The following is a 16,678-nucleotide window of genomic DNA, read 5'->3' on the forward strand; positions in this document are numbered from 1 at the left end:
ACCTCAATTAACATAGGGTTTACATTCATTTATGACAACAAGGTGCGGTAAAAGCTCGACACTTATAACAGCCGCCCAAGTGATACCCTAAGCATTGAGGAATTCGTCATGATAGTGTTAGTCGGCGGCGAAAAAGGCGGCAGCGGTAAGAGTTGCCTCGCACAAAATATCGCAGTATTTCTCACCACTGAATGTGGTGCCTCTGTCATCATGGTGGATTGCGATCCACAACGCACCACATCCGATTGGATCCAAGCCAGAAACAACAATCCAAAACTTGCTAGCATCAACTGTGTGCAACTTTACGGCAAAATCCGTAATGACTTGCTGAGTTTAGAGCAGCACTATGACTTCGTTCTCGTAGATTGTGGTGGACAGGATAACCTCGCATTAAGGGCGACCATGTCGGTGGCTTCGCATATTTTGATGCCACTGCGACCAAAACGCCGCGACTTAAAAACCGTGAGCCATATGGATGATATCGTCGCCACTTGTAAGATGATTAACCCCAAATTACATGCCTCTTTTGTTATCACTCAATGCCCTAACCTGCCGAATCAAGCGAACCGTATTTTAGAGGCCAAAGAAGTCTGTAAAACATACGATATCAATGTGTTAGATGCGATCACCTACAGCCGTAACATCTATGATGATAGCGAAGAATCGGGATTATCCGTGATGGAGATTGAGCCCAACGGCAAGGCTGCCAACGAAATCCGCGCCATTGCCTGCGAAATGTTCCAGGTTGACTGCGCCGCCTCATTAACGGCATTACTCAGGCCAAGCACGCCAATGGCCGCATCACGCAGTGCTATCAATCAACCTCAGCCAAATCACCTGAGAGGACAATATGGGACTCAGCGACCTCAAGAAAAACGCTATGCCATCTAGGGGGGGCGCGCAGCCCCTCTCCCTCGATGAGTTTATTGATGCCGCAACCCTTTATGCTATGGGAGAGACCCGCCTTCCGAGCACGGGCTCTGCCGTTGCGGTCGATTTAGTCAAAGAAGCCCAAGTCGAAGTCACGCTGGATTCTTCCAATGTGGTGACGTTACATCGACCACAAACGGCAACCAGACTGCTCGATGCGAGTATTGAAGAGGAGCGCCCACATTACCGAAAAGCGACGTTTTCCCTCAGTGAAGCGGCGATCAGCCATTTAGCCAAGCTCTCTGAAGAAAGTGACATATCCAAATCGAAATTGATCCGTTTTTTGATTGAACAACATTATGCCTTGCCCACCGCCTTGCGGCAGATGCGCGAGCAGCAAATAAAAAAATCTTAGTATCGCGCCATCTCCCACCCTTTTTCGGTGATCCAAGTTAATTCGATCACCGTTTTTTTTCGCCTCAAAACCCTACAAAAATTAAGACATAGTTTTTTATCAAGCCTATCCTTATTGTACAGTCGAGATGATTAATGCTACTTATTAGCATGTTAACACTTGTATCCGAGGGGTTATTCTTGTTAAAACCTTTGTCACTCTTACTTGTCGGACTGGGTTTCACGCTAGCAGCACCTGCCTTAGCGGAATTTTCCTTGGCACAAATTCCCCCCCTCACCAACAAAACGCCCATCACCTTAGTCGCCGAAAAAGGCTTTTGGACTGACTACCTAACGCAGGAAATGTTACCCAAGTTCACCGAAAAAACCGGCGTTAAAGTCAATGTGGTCAGTACCGAGCTGGAAGGTATGTTCGAACTACAGACCCATGCATTGCTGCAAGGTGAAGGAAAATATGATCTGCTAACCATGGAGGCCGGCTGGGCAAAAGAGTGGGCCGCCAATGGCTATACCGTCCCCCTATTAGAACTCGCAAAACTCTACGATCCCGACGGTGAAAAAGCGATGGAAAGCTATCTCGAACCATATTACCCATCCTTGCTGAATATTTTGTCCTATCACGGTGAGTTACACGCTATTCCCTACAACAACTACGTGATGGGAAGTCATTACCGCGCTGATTTATTTGAGAATAAAACCGAACAAACGCAGTTTCAGCAACGCTTTGGTTATCCGCTCAAACCCGCGACTAACTTCGACCAATTGCAGGACCAAGCCGCGTTTTTTACCCGAAAAGCGGGTGAGCTCCTCGCCGATAAACCGCTAAGCCATGACTTTTATGGTCTCGCCTTAATGTCTGGCAATAAACCCCATATTAACGATGAATTTTCGAGCATCATTTGGAGCTTAGGGGGCGCTTGGATGTGGCCCGTCTATAATCCGCAAAAGCAGATCACCCACTTCGAAGTGCCCGCAGTCAACCAAGAGGCGATTAAGGCAAGCGCTATCTATCGAAAACTGATGCCTTACGCCATTCCAGCAGATGATAAATTTGCCTTCAACGAAGCAGCCAATGCAATGGCAACGGGACAAGTGGCGATTTGGCCTTTTGCTTACAACAACCTATGGTCCGCCTCCTTTAAAGTCGAAGCCAACATACCTGGCGCTCGACTTGGCGTGGCCCAAGTGCCTGGCGGCATGCCCTATAACGGCGCCTACGCTTTTGCGGTGAGCTACGACAGTAAAAATCCACAAGCCGCCTATTGGTTACTCAAATACATGGGCACCTATGAAGCCCAATATGCCTATGCTCTAGGAGGCGGTAATCCCTGTCGCATGGATGTCGTCACAGCCCCCGAATTTAAACAAGCCTCAAAAAGAGCCATTGCCGGAGCCTTTGAGGCAAGCCACGTAGCAAACTTGTTTTGGTCAACTAAAGTATTGGAAGTAGGACATTTTACCACTACTGCTATGGGGCAGATTTATCCCGAGCTAAGCCACGCTTGCTATGCCGCAAGCCGACACGAAGCAAACAGTACCGATATTTTTATTGAGTTAAGTAACAAAATTAAATACCTGCAGAATACCTATGGGGAAGTGCCTGCAATTGATAAGAAAAACAAATGAACTCAAAACGGCTCACCAGTCTTAAATATAAAATCACGCTAGCCTTATATTTCATCCTAGGCATGGCGCTGCTTAATGGCATTATCGCCATCCTATTGTCACAACAGTTAAGAACCAAAATTGAGCAATTGGTGAGCAGTGATGTGGTCAAAGTCACCACAGCGCTGCAATTGGCAAAAAACAGCGAAAGACTGCAAATTATCACTACCGAGCTGAATCACTACGATACTGAGCAGCAGCGGCTCAGCTTACTTCAAGAGTTAACCCATCAATGGGAACAATTGCTGCAAGATACTAAAGTGCTGTTAAGTCTTGAAAATACGGCCAATATCCATGAAGCATTAAATAGGACAATTGATACTCAGCTGTATTTTCAGCAACAACTACCCTTGCTCGACACCCTGACCGACAGCGCCTTACAGGCCAAATTACAGGCACAAAATATTCAGGCGAACCTCGCGGGAATGTCATCGGCCTTTTCCATTGAGATGCAGGCGCAGCTCGACTCAAGCCACGAGCTCAACAGCCAGCTTATCGCCCAAAAAAATCTCACGGGAATAACCCATAACCTCAATGAGCATCAAAAAATCTCTGATTATTTGCATCAGGGTGAACACCTGTTTGTGCTGCTGGATGAAGTTAAAAACACCCAAACCACCATAGGACTCAACCGCCTGCAACGAGATGCCATGCGTCTTTTCCTCAAAATGGAGGCAGTCGCCGCCTCGATACCGCAGGATAATACGCTGTATCTCAACTGGTTATCTCAAATAAAGCAAAATATGGTGGGTAATGACAACCTGTTTGAACTATCACGCAACGCCTTAAAAAGCACCCACATCGCTAATGCGCATTTTGGCTATCAAGCCAATGCCGCGCGGGAAATCGCCAGTTTCACCCAAGTGTTAGTCAACCATGTTGAAGATGAAATCCAAGTAGCAAGCTCTAACCTCAAGAGCGATAGCACTGCCTTCGTGATCCTGATTTTTTGTGGTGGGATAGTGTATTGCTTCTTTATCTGGTTGATCAGCTGGCACTTTATCGCTAAGGGAATTATCAAACCCGTGATCGCCACACGGGATGCGATGAATGCCATCGCCAATGAAAAACTCGATACCGAAATGCCGATTACCGATAACTTAGAGCTGCAACAAATGGTCAGCTCGCTGGAGACCCTAAAAACCTACGCCGCGCAAGTCAAAGCCATGGCCGAAACCGATGGCTTAACGGGCTGTTATAACCGCCGTTATCTCGACAGCCAAATCAACAAGGAGTTGAATTACGCCAACGATCACAATATGCCACTTAGCATAGTGATGTTTGATATTGATAACTTTAAAGAATTTAATGACAAATATGGCCACGTCGTTGGCGATCAGTGTTTAAAGCAGGTCGTCAATGCTGCCAAATCGATTCTGCAACGCCCAACAGATATCCTCGCCCGCTACGGTGGGGAAGAATTTACCTTGTTACTGCCCTCGAGCCACTGTGAAGACGCTTATAGAATTGCCGAGCGACTGCGCGAAACCATTATGGAATTGGCCATTCCCCACCAAAGCTCATCCCACTCAGGAGTGGTGACCATCAGCTTAGGGGTCGCCTGCTGGCAACCGCCACAATCACTCGATGCCAATAAAATCATCTCCGATGCGGACGAAGCCCTGTATCAGGCCAAACAAGCCGGACGCAATCGCACCGAAGCGCTACGACATCCAGAGTTTGGTAATCAATAACTCGCTGTATCGATTTATTTTTAGCCAAAGCATTGAGTTCGCCTCACTGAATCCCCATTAGCTAATATACCTAAGGAAAATATTGCACTGAGGAAGTCATGCTCGCTGTTTTCATTACCCTAATGCTTGGTCTCGGTGCAATCGCTTGGTTAGCGTCTAGCCGCTGGCGCAAGACACTCCACCGTAAGCGTGTGATGGCCAGCGCCTTTCCTAAGGCTTGGCGAACGATTTTGAAAAAGAGATTGCCCTATTTCCACGCCTTACCCGCAGATCTTCAACTACAACTCAAACGCCACATCCAAGTTTTTTTGGATGAGAAACGATTCGTTGGCTGTGATGGTTTGCAAATAACCGATGAAATTCGCGTCACTATCGCCGCCCAAGCTTGCCTGCTTTTGCTAAATCGCAACACCGACTTTTACCCCAATCTAAGGCAGATATTGGTCTATCCCGATGCCTTTATTGTCGACAGCCAGCGCCAAGACCCCGCGGGTTTGATTTGGGAGCAACGTAATGTGCTGGCGGGGGAATCTTGGGAGCAGGGCCAAGTGATACTGTCGTGGAAGAACACCCTCGAGGGCGCTGCCAATCCCCATGATGGCAACAACGTCGTGATCCACGAGTTTGCCCATCAATTAGATCAAGAAGATGGTCACGCCAATGGCGCGCCGATTTTACAACACCGCCAAGATTACCTGTCGTGGTCGAACGTATTCAGTCAGGCCTTTAATGAGTTAGTACAAGCTGCCGCCCTTGGCCGCCCGTCACTGTTTAATTACTATGGTGCCACCAATCCTGCGGAGTTTTTTGCCGTAGTCACCGAGGTCTTTTTTGAAAAACCAGAAGCGCTTAATCTTGAACATCCGGCACTTTATCGAGAATTGAGCCATTTTTATCAACTCGATCCGATAAACTGGCATTGATCGAATCAACAAACGATTAGCCTAATAACCATAAGGATAAGGAATTTTCGATGACAATCTCCACTCGCGCCGAGCAGCACGCCCATTCGACACGCACTAGCCAACGTCTTGCCCTGTTCAGCGCCAGCATATTCATGCTTGGCGCCCTATGCTTTCATCCACAAACGGCCATCGCCAACGAACAAGCTGCAATAACGCAGACCGATGAGCAAGCAGCCGCCGAAGTGCTGGATAAATTGAATCAATATTCGAGCAGTGCCGATTGGGACAAGTATTTTGCCCTCTATCGTCAGGATGGCATTTTTATTGGAACCGATGCGACTGAGCGTTGGGGCATGGCCGAGTTTGAACGCTATTCGCGCCCAACCAAAGGTTGGCGCTACGATTTAACTCGCCGCCATTTAGTGCAGCATGGTGATGTGATCCTGTTCGATGAACTGCTCAACAGCCCAAGTTATGGCGTGAGTCGTGGTACTGGCACCTTAATTAAGACCAATGGGGAATGGAAAATTGCCCAATATCATTTGAGCTTTCCCATCCCCAATGCAATCGCCAAACACATTACCGCAGAAATTAAAAACGCTCAGTAAGTCACTATTTTAGCGACACGGTAAAACACACATTGGCCAGCTGCGAGAAGTGGATAAAGGCTTGAAAATCCACTTCACTAAAGCTTCGTTGTGAAGGCCCCCTATCGGCATAATAAAAACCGATCACTTTATTATCCACCAAGAGCGGCGCCATCAAAAAACCCGACTCAGGTAACTGAGTCTTAAGTTCCTTGCATTGTTCTAGCCATTTTTTGGCATTGGGGTTATCCACCCACTGGCATTCCTTGTGTTCCATCGCCTGTGGAAATAGCCCCTTCCTATCACTCAGATCGATAATAAACTGCTGCTTCATTTCCTCGGCGTCTCGGCCGAGCATGATCCTAGGTTGCAGCTGTTTACGGCTCGGAGATAAGAGTAGAACTCCGCAGCGGTCCACACCAACTCCTTCTAAAATCCCCTCGAGCACGGTTTGCATGATTTGATTAAAATCGGCTTTGTTGATTGCAAAGGCGGTGAGTTCACGCAGCTTAGCCAATTGCACATTCAAGTTGGCCTCAAACACGGGCAACTCAACCTCAGGGACGCTGGGCTCAAGCTTATTGATGCGTTTAGGGTCAGGCAAATAGTCAATCAACACCTTGGCGCCATAGGCTTCGGCCAATTTATGGGTCGCCTTGGTACAGCGCTGCATTCTCAGGGTTAATTCTTTCTCATCCAGCCCAGTAAAATGCGCGGCTTGGCTGATACGCTTATCCAACTCGGTTTTATCTATCACCTCTTGGGAGAGAATTTCGCAAAGCTTATCGGCAAGAAAAATAGAGCGAATTTCAGGGCGTTGATCGTCAGGATAATTCACCGCTTGGATCAATAACTCCCCTAAACCCCAGTGGCGCGCAATACTCTGCGTCAGCTGCGAAAATGAGGTGCCCAAGGCTTCACGAATGACGCTACGCTCTTCAGCTGGGGTTTCACTGGCACTGAGTTGGCTGTCTAAGGTTTCGGTAAACTCGCCGCCGATACTCCAAAATGCACTCTCACCAATGTGGTAAAGCAAAGACGCAATAAAGGCTTCTTCCTGAATATCCTCATCGTAATCACTGAGCATCATCCTAGCTAACATGGCGGCTTGAAATGCCTTCGCCATTAATTTAATTAAGCGTTGATAAACGGCGGGGGCGAGATTCTTGCTCTCTAAAAGGCTCGATAATAGCTGGGCCGTGATGCAGATATTACGCACGGCATCGAACCCCAGCACAATGGCGGCTCGGCTCACGGTCGATATTTGGGTACTGCCCTTATGGTAAATCGCGCTATTGGCGACCCGTAAGATGCGGGATGTGAGGGCGTTATCGTGCATCACGCTTCGCCCGAGTAAGGCGAGAGACGACACGTCATCCTTGGCAAGCTTTTCTAACGTTTGGACGGTGGAACAGAGCGCTGGCATTTCCAATTCACTGATCCGTTTTGTCCAATAATCGACCCCTTTATTAGTATTATTGTTAGGTTTCAACCCAGCATGACCTCGATGATGTGAACTTATTGTTTTTAGTATAGATAGGCTTAAAAAAATTCGCCTAGCATCTGGCTCACAATTCGACTTTTGATTTTAAAATCCACGATATAGCAAGCCAGAGGTATAAAAAAGCCCAAGCTTTCACTTGGGCGTCACGCCGATTATGCCTGCAAATGCAATTTAAACACTTGCAACACTTTATCAATATCCTGACGCGAAACATCTTTATGGGTCACAAAGCGCAGGGTACGGCTAGGGCTGATGAGGATCCCCGCCTCACGGCAACGCTTCGCTAGGGCTTTCTCATCGACATGGGGCGCGAGGTTGGCAAACACCATATTGGTTTGTACGGCGGCCAAATCGATTTCAAACTCACTCAACTGACTCAATTGCTGGGCAAGATACGCCGCATTTTCATGATCTTCCCCAAGTCGCTCAACCTGCTCTGTGAGCGCTAATTTACCCGCTGCCGCTAAAATCCCCGCCTGGCGCATACCGCCGCCCAGCATTTTACGCCAGCGCGTGGCCTTTTTAATTAGGCGCTCATCACCTAGGAGCAGTGAGCCAACAGGCGCGCACAATCCCTTGGATAAACAGATGGAGACTGAATCAAAATGCCCCGCAATATCGGCAATCCCAATCCCCTGCGCCACGGCGGCATTCGCAACCCGAGCGCCATCTAAGTGAATTTTTAAACCACGCTGAAATGCCAGCGCCTGCGCATTGGCGAGGTAAGTCTGAGGCAATACTTTCCCGCCGATAGTGTTTTCTAGGCTCAGTAAGCGCGTGCGCGCAAAGTGAATATCATCGGGTTTAATCGCCGCTTCAATGTCGGTCAGGGCGATAGTACCATCCAACTGATTGCTCAGCGGTTGCGGCTGAATGCTGCCGAGTACCGCCGCGCCGCCGCCCTCGAATTTATAGTTATGGGCCTGCTGGCCACACAGGTATTCATCCCCACGCTCACAATGGGCCATCAGTGCAAGCAAATTGGCCTGAGTACCAGATGCCGTAAACAGCGCACTCTCAAAGCCGAACATCTCGGCGGCCATGTCTTGCAAGCTGTTAACGGTCGGATCATCACCATAAACATCATCACCCACTTCAGCCCTCGACATGGCTAAGCGCATCGCCTCTGTTGGCTGGGTCACGGTATCACTGCGTAAATCTATCATCTTGTCCTCGACTTCTTGTGCCTATCCCCGACGCGGATATTCATCGCGTAAGTGCGACTCTAGCCTCAAAGGAAAAATTTGTATAGTTTGCCTTTATGTCTGCCGATAAAATCAACAAGGAGCCAATGTTATCTATGCTGATGCAATTGATTTGCATCAAATAACGGGCAAAACTTGGCGTTAGGCCGATAAAAAGATAGAATATCCGACTAAGATGCTCATGCTAATGCAATGCAAATCTCTTAGTGGTTTTAACTATCCAAGATAAAATACAAGGTGATTTGTGGTGAATATATCCGTAATGCAATGGATTAAAGTAACGTGTTTAGCGCTGAGCTTAAGCCTGATGTTACCCGCGTATGCATGGCAAGATACAGATCAAGACGGCGTTCCCGATATTAAGGATGCCTGTCCTAACACACCTGCAAACACCACAGTGATGGCCAATGGCTGTGTTTACCAAGCCGAAGTAAAATCCAGCAGTATTCAATGTGATCTCAATGACCCCAGTACTTATTCAGCCGCTGATTGTCATAATATTGAGACCGCGATTGTGTATTTTGAGTTTGCTATCGCCGAAGTAGATTTATCGCAATGGAAAGCTTTAGCCTTAGTGAAAGCTTTTTTAGACGCGAATACTGAGACTCGGTTAACTCTAGTGGGGCATACGGATATTGTCGGTACGCCAGAGTTTAATTATCAGTTATCACTACGACGGGCTCAAAATGTGAAACGTATTTTGGTTGAAGACTACGGCTTCAATCCAAATCGCTTTACCGTTGTCGGTAAAGGTATATCTGAACCGGTTGCGGATAATCATTCCAGCGAAGGTCGCAGATTAAATCGACGAGTACAATTTATCGTCAATAATAACTAGTTTTGTTAGCGTATTTTTAGGGAGTAATTTAATGGATAACCTCGAAGGTTTATTAAAGCAGGCGCCAGATTTGGTCATGACCTATGGCTTAAAAATCTTATTTGCACTCATTATTTTCTTCGTCGGTAAATATTTTTCTGGCGTCGCACAAAAGTTAGTGCGCAAGTTGCTTAACAGTCGCAAGATTGACCCAACTGTGGTGTCTTTTGTGGCTAACTTAGCTTGGGCAGTGGTGTTTGTGTTCACCATTATCGCCACCTTAGGCCAAATTGGCGTACAAACAGCCTCTCTAGTCGCTGTTATCGGTGCCGCGGGTTTAGCCGTAGGTTTAGCACTGCAAGGTTCTCTGTCTAACTTTGCCTCAGGCGTATTAATGGTGCTATTCCGCCCATGCCGCGTCGGTGATTATATTGAAGCAGCGGGAATTGCCGGTACAGTTGATGAAATCACCATTTTCTCAACCAAATTACGCACCCCAGATAATAAAGTAATTGTGGCGCCAAACTCTTCAATCATGAATGGCACCATTACAAACTACTCAGCCTCTGAAAACCGTCGTATCGATTTAGTCATTGGCGTGTCTTATTCTGCGGATATCGCTCAAACCAAAAAAGTATTAACAGAGATTTTAGATAACAACCAATACGTACTGAAAGAGCCAGGTTACACTGTAGGTCTTTCTGAATTGGCGAATTCTTCAATCAACTTTGTGGTTCGTCCTTGGGTTAAAACCGCCGATTACTGGACAGCGCGTTTCCAAATTTTAGAACAGATCAAAAATGCACTCGATGCAGCGAACATTGAAATTCCATTCCCACAAATGGATATTCATGTGAAGCAATTGCCAGAGAGCAAATAATCAGCAAGCATATTAAAAGGCCGGTCATTACCGGCCTTTTTTATGGTGATAGTTTAGGTTTTATCGTACCTTAAGCCTATGTGCACAACATACCTGAGTACGGGAGAGAAAATGCAAAAGTATGTTTCGTTTCTAGCCGCTGGCTGTGTCTTTAGTTTAATGGTTCTCAGCCCCACCGCTATCGCCAATGATAAAACCCAAGTGATGATGGGCGACAAGACTGTCACTCTCGCAGGGAAATTACCCAAGCTTGAACAAATGGCGCCACGATTTAAAGTTGTCGACGAACAATTTACCCCTATTAGTTTAAGTGACTTTAAAGGGAAAACCGTGCTGATCAGCGCCGTGCCTAGTTTAGATACTGGTGTCTGTGCACTGCAAACAAAGCGCTTTAACAGTGAAGTCAGTCACTTCTCCGATGATGTCGTCATGCTGACCATCAGTACAGATTTGCCCTTCGCTCAGAAGCGTTTCTGTAAGGTGGAGAATGTCGACAAAATCAAAGTTCTCTCCGACTCAGTGTGGCGTGATTTTGGTGAGAAATATGGCTTATTGATTGAAGATTACGGCTTGCTAGCTCGGGCCATCTTTATTATCGATGCCGAAGGTCAGCTTAAGTACCAGGAGCTGGTGCCCAATATTACCGAACACCCCAATTACGACGCCGCGCTTGAAGCGTTAAAAACCATTCAAGCACAGCAGTAAGCATAAAAAATGGGGCATTTAATGCCCCATTTTTATTAGGGCGTGTGTTGGTCGCCGTTAGCTTGATAATCGAAGGTCGGCATAGACCAATGATAACGCAGTGCTAACATTCGTAAGCTAAAGCCCAGAGTTAAACAGATCACTAGGTTTATCCACTCTGCCAATTGATAGGCGTTGAGCGTGATATATAAGCCTGCGGTAAAGAGTGAAATCACCGCGTAGAGTTCTTTCTTAAAAATCAAAGGCACTTGGTTACAGAGAATATCGCGGATCACCCCACCAAATACCCCAGTAACGAGTCCCATCACCACCGCAATCGTTGGACTAAAGCCTAACATTAGCGTTTTTTGGGCGCCAACAATCGAGAATACGGCTAAACCCAAGGCATCAATGGCCAAAAATAACTTAGACAGGTAACGCATCACAGGCGCAATGGCGACCGTTAATAAAGACGCAAATGCAATCGCCAGCAGGTAATGGACATTCTCGACCCAAATCAAAGGGTAATTTCCGAGCAGCATGTCTCTTAGGGTGCCACCACCAATCGCCGTCGCACAGCCAATGATAACCACGCCGAATAAGTCCATCTGCTTGCGGCCCGCCGCTAATGCCCCTGTCATGGCCTCGGCTAAAATCCCAATCAACCATAATAATCCGATAAATTGCGCTTCTTGCATTTAAACTACTTATTACCCATGCATAAAGAACGGATTTTGCCTGATAATCCACGGACTGGATAATGAGATTATTTAAATTTTGTCATTAGAATATTTAATCTATTGGTAGCATTTATGCATTAGTCATTTCTACTTTTCAATATCACGTAACGCCACAACCCTTCAATAACAATGCATTAACCAAGAACGAGCTATTCCCCATTTTCCATTAAGCTTATTTTTTGATAAGTTTTAATAAAGCATAATCAATTAAAATATAGAAATTTACAGAAAACTCATCTTAACGTCAATCAAGCCTAAATTTTGGCCACAAAAAAGCGGCCAAAAGGCCGCTTTTTTAGACTAAAAGTAAATTATTTGTTTTCAGGCTTTGGCGGGAAATTCGCCATCACGCTGCCGACCGCTTCGTTGATCAGCTGTACTCTTTCCGAAGGAGTATTTTTATCACGGATAGTATCAGCTACTGAGCCACGCCAAATTAACTTAGCTGTTTTATTATCAACTAAATCAATGATCAGGGTGCCAACTTCGTATTCTCTGACTGTGGTCTGGGTTTGCATGTTACCGCCCCAGCCCCAACCTGGGCCATAGTAAGGGTTATAGCCAAAATTGGTATTGAAGGTATCGACATTAATCTTCTTATCGATTTTGGTCAGATAGTTCACTAATACATCGGCATCTTTCGCATCGACCAAGGTCATGCCCTTAGATGAAAGCTGAGAATTCACCGCATCTCGCACGCGCTGATCCATTAAACCATCGAGGTGATAACCCGAAGCATCGGTCTTTTGTGCGACCCACGCATAGGTCTTGTACTGAGTAAAATTGGCGCTAGGGTCAAAATCCCAACCCGACTTCAGCGAACTACAGGCACTCAGTGCCAGTACGGCTAAACCTACAATTATATTTTTCATGATGATTTCCTTGGTTGTTCTCATCGAACACAAATAAGCCGAAAATAAATTTAGCTTACAGAGCAATGGACGGTTCTACAACTCAATATGATGAAAAAGCAGTGTGTTATTCAGCTTGACTTCAGTAATCACTTTAAATGATAATGATTATCACTTAAAGCGATTAAGGGATAAATAACATGTACTGGTTCATTAGCGCATTGATTGTGGCATCGGCGATTTTCTGGTTCGCACCGCAAAAAGTCTCAGCCGATACCCATAACAGTAAGCTCACACCTCATCTCCCCATGATGCTGCTGTTTTTACCTTTAGTCGTATTGAGTTGGCTCGTCTTTGAGACTGTGTCTAACGGGGTAAATTACACCACGGTTGCCGCCTTTGGGTTTGTTGCCACCGCTTGCTTAATCGCCCTCCCTAAATTGCATCGTTTTATCATGCCCTGCGCCCTACTCACCGCATTGGCATTAATCGCTATGGTATTGCAGCATCTCTAAGTCTGCTTTTTAAACATGCTACTTCCCTGCAAAGAGCTAGCATTGACCTTCGGCCACTTTCAGTCTCTGTCAGTGGCCTTTTTTTACCTCCCCGAAAGACGTTGAGTTTGGTAAACTTAAACGGCGTATATTCAGATAAAAGATGACTTATGAGAGTAGATCCCAACGTTTCCTTAGTGTACAGCACAGATAAAGGCCGCATTACTGCCGAGCCAGAAGCCAAAGCTATCCCTGCATCCGATGGGATTGTACGTATCCACAGAGACAGCAAAGGCCGCAAAGGTAAAGGTGTCTCGGTCATTTCAGGCCTAGGGCTTGATGAAGCGGGCTTAAAAGCACTGGCTCAAACCCTTAAAAAACAATGTGGTTGTGGTGGTACAGTCAAAGATTTCACTATCGAAGTGCAAACCGACAATCGTGAGCAACTAAAACTACTGCTTGAAAAACAAAACTACAAAGTCAAATTAGCCGGCGGTTGATACGCCACCAGCCTAAGCCGCTGGATTTAATCTATTGGTCAACGCCTGTGGGCTGAACGGAGCATTTAATGGAGAGTTTGCAGAACCATTTTTTAATCGCCATGCCGTCGCTCGATGACACTTTTTTTGAGCGCACCGTCATCTATCTATGTGAGCACGATGAAAAAGGCGCCATGGGGCTAGTGATTAATAAACCACTGGGCATTGAAGTGAACTCATTGCTCGAGCAGATGGATTTACCCGCTGAACAAGTGTCTACCGATCTGGCACTGGGCGCGCAGGTTTTAATGGGTGGCCCCGTTTCCCAGGATAGAGGCTTTGTCCTGCATACATCCCAGCCCTATTGGGCCAACAGTACAGAATTAAGCTCTGGCCTCATGCTCACCACCTCAAGGGATGTATTAACGGCGATTGGCAGCGAGCGCTCGCCAGAAAAATTTATCGTTGCATTAGGTTATGCGGGTTGGAGCAAAAACCAGCTGGAGCAAGAACTTGCCGATAACTCATGGCTGACTATCCCTGCCGACCAAGCCCTGCTCTTCGATGTCAAACACGAGGATCGATGGCAACAAGCGAGCCGCGCGCTCGGCTTTGATGCTTGGCAATTGTCATCACAGGCGGGCCACGCCTAGCCGATTTTATTGTGACGGGTGAATATACAGATGAACGCAAAAACCGTTTTAGGTTTTGATTTTGGAACAAAAAGTATTGGTGTCGCCATAGGGCAACAAATCACCGCCAGCGCCACACCACTGCTATCCCTTAAAGCCGTCGATGGAATCCCCAATTGGGATGAAATCGGCAAACTCATTAAAGAGTGGCAACCCGATTTAGTCGTCGTAGGTTTACCGCTCAATATGGATGGCACAGAGCAGGAAATGACCCACAGGGCGAGAAAGTTTGCCAACCGACTGAACGCTAAGTTTGGGGTTAAAATTGTCACTCAAGATGAAAGACTGACCACCACAGATGCAAAAGCTCGGCTATTTGAACTCGGCGGCTTTAAAGCCCTCACCAAAGGTCAAGTCGATGCAGTGTCAGCCGTATTGATTGTCGAAAGCTATTTTGAAAATCATTTCGGTGAATAATAATTCATAAAAACAAAAGGATAGCCTAAGCTATCCTTTTTTATTTCTGCACTTATAAACCTTACAGGTAAGGTTTAACCAAGTTCGCCATCATGCTGATATGGTCATCATTATCGTTCAGTGCCGGAATGTAACGGAACTTCTCCCCGCCAGCATTCGCAAAGATATGGCCATTCTCACCCACGATCTCTTCTAAGGTCTCTAAGCAATCGGCGCTAAACGCTGGGCACACAATCGCCACGTCACGTACACCTTGGCTTGGCAACGCCTGCATGGTTGCATCCGTATAAGGTTGTAACCATTTAGCCTTACCAAAGCGAGATTGGAAAGTCATCACAAACTCATCCGCTGTAAGCCCTAATTGCTCGGCCACCAGACGGGTGGTCTTCATGCAAAAGCAATAATAAGGATCGCCTAAGTGCAGATTACGCTCCGGCATACCATGGTAAGAAAGCACTAACTTTTGCGGCTTACCCTGTTGCTCAAAGTCGGCACGAATTGAGTTTACCAATGCGGTAATAAAGTCAGGGTTATCATGATACGTGTGAATAAAATGCAGCGATGGTAGATAGCGCCACTGGGTTAATTCCCTTGCAATAGCATCGAAGGCCGAGCCAGTTGTCGGCGCTGCATATTGTGGATAGAGCGGCAATACAACGAGCTTATCTATCCCCTGTTGATGCATCGTTTGTAAGGTGCTCGCCACAGAAGGATTGCCATAACGCATGGCTAAATGCACTGATACTTGATGCCCATCGGCCGTTAATTTTTCCGATAATTTAGCGGTTTGGCGCAAGCTGATATCCATCAGCGGCGAACCCGCGTCAGTCCAGACCTTCTGATAGAGCGCCGCAGACTTGGCTGGGCGTACGCGCAGCACTATGCCATGTAAAATTAGCATCCACAGGAGTTTTGGAATTTCGACCACCCGAGGATCGGATAAAAACTCGGCAAGGTAACGCCTCACCGCCGATGCCGTTGGCGCATCGGGTGTGCCAAGGTTAAGTAGCAACACACCCACTTTGCCACGCTTTGCGTGACCCATCTCTTTTGATAATCCTGAAAACCTAGCCAAAGTAGCCTCTTAACATGAGTAAAATGAATAAATTGGGCATTAAAGCACTGATTCTATTGCCTGCTTAAGCTCGGCACTATCGGGTTTCACCTTAGAATTAAACTGCTGCACAGTATTGCCATCGCCACTGACGACATACTTGTAGAAATTCCACTTAGGTGAGCCTGCTTTATCTCCTAAGTATTTGAATACACTGTTAGCATCGCTGCCTCGCACCGGCGATGTCGCGAGCATAGTGAAGGTGACACCATAGTTGATGTAGCACACCTTAGCCGTGTCTTTTTCATCATTTTCTTCTTGGAAAAAGTCATCGGAAGGGAAACCAATCACCACTAAGCCTTTGTCTTTGTATTCTTTATGAAGCGCTTCGAGGGCCTTAAATTGTGGAGTGTAACCACAGTTACTCGCGGTGTTGACCAGTAACACTGGCTTGCCCTGAGTCAATTCACACAGATTAATCTTCTCATCCGAGTGCAATTTACGCACTTCAACATCAAGATAACTCGGGCAAGTTGTCGCAAATGCGCTAGTGCTTAACAGGCTGGCAAAGATAACTAAGGGGAGTTTCATCATAATGTCCTTCTCATTGGGCGCGCCAAGATTGGCAAACTCGTTATTCTCTATTACGTCACTCACTAATATAGAGATCATATTGAATAAAAAAATAAAAGCTACAGCGAGTTATCGATTGGCTTAAGCGATAAA

General features: G+C 46.5%; 19 protein-coding genes. 13 read left to right on the top strand and 6 right to left on the bottom strand.

The window, feature by feature from the left end:
• The first annotated feature begins 108 nt into the window (after positions 1–108).
• The 6 genes from L2713_RS06245 to L2713_RS06270 all read left to right on the top strand — a co-directional run bounded on the left by L2713_RS06245 (position 109) and on the right by L2713_RS06270 (position 6,156).
• Positions 109–891, top strand: coding sequence for an AAA family ATPase (locus L2713_RS06245; protein ID WP_011622002.1), 783 nt, complete (start codon positions 109–111; stop codon positions 889–891).
• A complete protein-coding gene (locus L2713_RS06250; protein ID WP_011622001.1) occupies positions 851–1,285 on the top strand; it encodes a hypothetical protein in 435 nt (144 codons plus the stop codon). Before L2713_RS06245 ends, L2713_RS06250 begins: the two co-directional genes overlap by 41 nt.
• Positions 1,286–1,419: 134 nt before the next feature.
• A complete protein-coding gene (locus L2713_RS06255) occupies positions 1,420–2,910 on the top strand; it encodes an ABC transporter substrate-binding protein (RefSeq protein WP_248967308.1) in 1,491 nt (496 codons plus the stop codon).
• Positions 2,907–4,643 (top strand): diguanylate cyclase, encoded by a 1,737-nt coding sequence (locus L2713_RS06260; RefSeq protein WP_248967309.1) that lies wholly within the window; start codon positions 2,907–2,909, stop codon positions 4,641–4,643. Before L2713_RS06255 ends, L2713_RS06260 begins: the two co-directional genes overlap by 4 nt.
• A 98-nt stretch (positions 4,644–4,741) precedes the next feature.
• Positions 4,742–5,566, top strand: a complete 825-nt coding sequence (locus L2713_RS06265; RefSeq protein WP_248967310.1) for a M90 family metallopeptidase — start codon at positions 4,742–4,744, stop codon at positions 5,564–5,566.
• Positions 5,567–5,616: 50 nt separating this feature from the next.
• Entirely contained in the window at positions 5,617–6,156 is a 540-nt protein-coding gene (locus tag L2713_RS06270; RefSeq protein ID WP_248967311.1) for a nuclear transport factor 2 family protein, read from the top strand.
• Positions 6,157–6,160: 4 nt separating this feature from the next.
• On the opposite strand, the gene L2713_RS06275 is transcribed toward L2713_RS06270, so the two are convergent.
• Both L2713_RS06275 and ltaE read right to left on the bottom strand, forming a co-directional pair.
• Positions 6,161–7,627: an HDOD domain-containing protein gene (locus L2713_RS06275; protein ID WP_248967312.1), complete on the bottom strand. Its 1,467-nt coding sequence runs from the start codon at positions 7,625–7,627 to the stop codon at positions 6,161–6,163.
• Positions 7,628–7,791: 164 nt separating this feature from the next.
• On the bottom strand, positions 7,792–8,805 hold the full coding sequence (gene ltaE / locus L2713_RS06280) for a low-specificity L-threonine aldolase (protein WP_248967313.1): 1,014 nt from the start codon (positions 8,803–8,805) through the stop codon (positions 7,792–7,794).
• A 286-nt stretch (positions 8,806–9,091) separates the two neighbouring features.
• Here ltaE and L2713_RS06285 point away from each other — a divergent pair, with 286 nt between their 5' ends.
• The 3 genes from L2713_RS06285 (at position 9,092) to tpx (ending at position 11,246) form a co-directional block, all read left to right on the top strand.
• Positions 9,092–9,682: an OmpA family protein gene (locus L2713_RS06285; protein WP_380823106.1), complete on the top strand. Its 591-nt coding sequence runs from the start codon at positions 9,092–9,094 to the stop codon at positions 9,680–9,682.
• Positions 9,683–9,713: 31 nt separating this feature from the next.
• Positions 9,714–10,541 (top strand): mechanosensitive ion channel family protein, encoded by an 828-nt coding sequence (locus L2713_RS06290; protein ID WP_086904764.1) that lies wholly within the window; start codon positions 9,714–9,716, stop codon positions 10,539–10,541.
• Positions 10,542–10,652: 111 nt separating this feature from the next.
• Positions 10,653–11,246 carry a thiol peroxidase gene (tpx, locus tag L2713_RS06295; RefSeq protein ID WP_086904763.1) on the top strand — a complete coding sequence of 198 codons (594 nt, stop codon included), beginning with the start codon at positions 10,653–10,655 and terminating at the stop codon, positions 11,244–11,246.
• Between the two features lie 35 nt (positions 11,247–11,281).
• On the opposite strand, the gene L2713_RS06300 is transcribed toward tpx, so the two are convergent.
• Together L2713_RS06300 and L2713_RS06305 are read right to left on the bottom strand one after the other, a co-directional pair.
• Positions 11,282–11,923 carry a trimeric intracellular cation channel family protein gene (locus L2713_RS06300; RefSeq protein WP_248967314.1) on the bottom strand — a complete coding sequence of 214 codons (642 nt, stop codon included), beginning with the start codon at positions 11,921–11,923 and terminating at the stop codon, positions 11,282–11,284.
• Between the two features lie 353 nt (positions 11,924–12,276).
• A complete protein-coding gene (locus L2713_RS06305; protein WP_011621990.1) occupies positions 12,277–12,837 on the bottom strand; it encodes a DUF4136 domain-containing protein in 561 nt (186 codons plus the stop codon).
• A gap of 179 nt (positions 12,838–13,016) precedes the next feature.
• Here L2713_RS06305 and L2713_RS06310 point away from each other — a divergent pair, with 179 nt between their 5' ends.
• The 4 genes from L2713_RS06310 (at position 13,017) to ruvX (ending at position 14,898) form a co-directional block, all read left to right on the top strand.
• Complete coding sequence (locus tag L2713_RS06310; RefSeq protein WP_011716287.1) at positions 13,017–13,331, top strand: hypothetical protein; 315 nt, start codon at positions 13,017–13,019, stop codon at positions 13,329–13,331.
• Between the two features lie 149 nt (positions 13,332–13,480).
• Positions 13,481–13,810: a stress response translation initiation inhibitor YciH gene (yciH, locus tag L2713_RS06315; RefSeq protein WP_011625632.1), complete on the top strand. Its 330-nt coding sequence runs from the start codon at positions 13,481–13,483 to the stop codon at positions 13,808–13,810.
• A gap of 68 nt (positions 13,811–13,878) precedes the next feature.
• Positions 13,879–14,442 (top strand): YqgE/AlgH family protein, encoded by a 564-nt coding sequence (locus L2713_RS06320; RefSeq protein ID WP_011621987.1) that lies wholly within the window; start codon positions 13,879–13,881, stop codon positions 14,440–14,442.
• 30 nt (positions 14,443–14,472) lie between these two features.
• Positions 14,473–14,898 carry a Holliday junction resolvase RuvX gene (gene ruvX, locus L2713_RS06325; RefSeq protein ID WP_011621986.1) on the top strand — a complete coding sequence of 142 codons (426 nt, stop codon included), beginning with the start codon at positions 14,473–14,475 and terminating at the stop codon, positions 14,896–14,898.
• Between the two features lie 61 nt (positions 14,899–14,959).
• Here the strand turns inward: ruvX and hemH are convergent, their stop codons facing one another.
• Both hemH and L2713_RS06335 read right to left on the bottom strand, forming a co-directional pair.
• A complete protein-coding gene (hemH, locus tag L2713_RS06330) occupies positions 14,960–15,943 on the bottom strand; it encodes a ferrochelatase (RefSeq protein WP_248967315.1) in 984 nt (327 codons plus the stop codon).
• A 69-nt stretch (positions 15,944–16,012) separates the two neighbouring features.
• Positions 16,013–16,546, bottom strand: a complete 534-nt coding sequence (locus L2713_RS06335) for a glutathione peroxidase (protein WP_248967410.1) — start codon at positions 16,544–16,546, stop codon at positions 16,013–16,015.
• Positions 16,547–16,678: the final 132 nt, after the last annotated feature.

The organism is Shewanella seohaensis, from assembly GCF_023283775.1.
GTDB lineage: Bacteria > Pseudomonadota > Gammaproteobacteria > Enterobacterales > Shewanellaceae > Shewanella > Shewanella seohaensis.

Coding starts and splice junctions, on each gene's coding strand:
- L2713_RS06245 (WP_011622002.1), top strand. CDS start 109: ATGATAGTGTTAGTCGGCGGCGAAAAAGGCGGCAGCGGTAAGAGTTGC.
- L2713_RS06250 (WP_011622001.1), top strand. CDS start 851: ATGGGACTCAGCGACCTCAAGAAAAACGCTATGCCATCTAGGGGGGGC.
- L2713_RS06255 (WP_248967308.1), top strand. CDS start 1,420: ATGCTACTTATTAGCATGTTAACACTTGTATCCGAGGGGTTATTCTTG.
- L2713_RS06260 (WP_248967309.1), top strand. CDS start 2,907: ATGAACTCAAAACGGCTCACCAGTCTTAAATATAAAATCACGCTAGCC.
- L2713_RS06265 (WP_248967310.1), top strand. CDS start 4,742: ATGCTCGCTGTTTTCATTACCCTAATGCTTGGTCTCGGTGCAATCGCT.
- L2713_RS06270 (WP_248967311.1), top strand. CDS start 5,617: ATGACAATCTCCACTCGCGCCGAGCAGCACGCCCATTCGACACGCACT.
- ltaE (WP_248967313.1), bottom strand. CDS start 8,805: ATGATAGATTTACGCAGTGATACCGTGACCCAGCCAACAGAGGCGATG.
- L2713_RS06290 (WP_086904764.1), top strand. CDS start 9,714: ATGGATAACCTCGAAGGTTTATTAAAGCAGGCGCCAGATTTGGTCATG.
- tpx (WP_086904763.1), top strand. CDS start 10,653: ATGCAAAAGTATGTTTCGTTTCTAGCCGCTGGCTGTGTCTTTAGTTTA.
- L2713_RS06300 (WP_248967314.1), bottom strand. CDS start 11,923: ATGCAAGAAGCGCAATTTATCGGATTATTATGGTTGATTGGGATTTTA.
- L2713_RS06305 (WP_011621990.1), bottom strand. CDS start 12,837: ATGAAAAATATAATTGTAGGTTTAGCCGTACTGGCACTGAGTGCCTGT.
- L2713_RS06310 (WP_011716287.1), top strand. CDS start 13,017: ATGTACTGGTTCATTAGCGCATTGATTGTGGCATCGGCGATTTTCTGG.
- yciH (WP_011625632.1), top strand. CDS start 13,481: ATGAGAGTAGATCCCAACGTTTCCTTAGTGTACAGCACAGATAAAGGC.
- L2713_RS06320 (WP_011621987.1), top strand. CDS start 13,879: ATGGAGAGTTTGCAGAACCATTTTTTAATCGCCATGCCGTCGCTCGAT.
- ruvX (WP_011621986.1), top strand. CDS start 14,473: ATGAACGCAAAAACCGTTTTAGGTTTTGATTTTGGAACAAAAAGTATT.
- hemH (WP_248967315.1), bottom strand. CDS start 15,943: ATGGGTCACGCAAAGCGTGGCAAAGTGGGTGTGTTGCTACTTAACCTT.
- L2713_RS06335 (WP_248967410.1), bottom strand. CDS start 16,546: ATGATGAAACTCCCCTTAGTTATCTTTGCCAGCCTGTTAAGCACTAGC.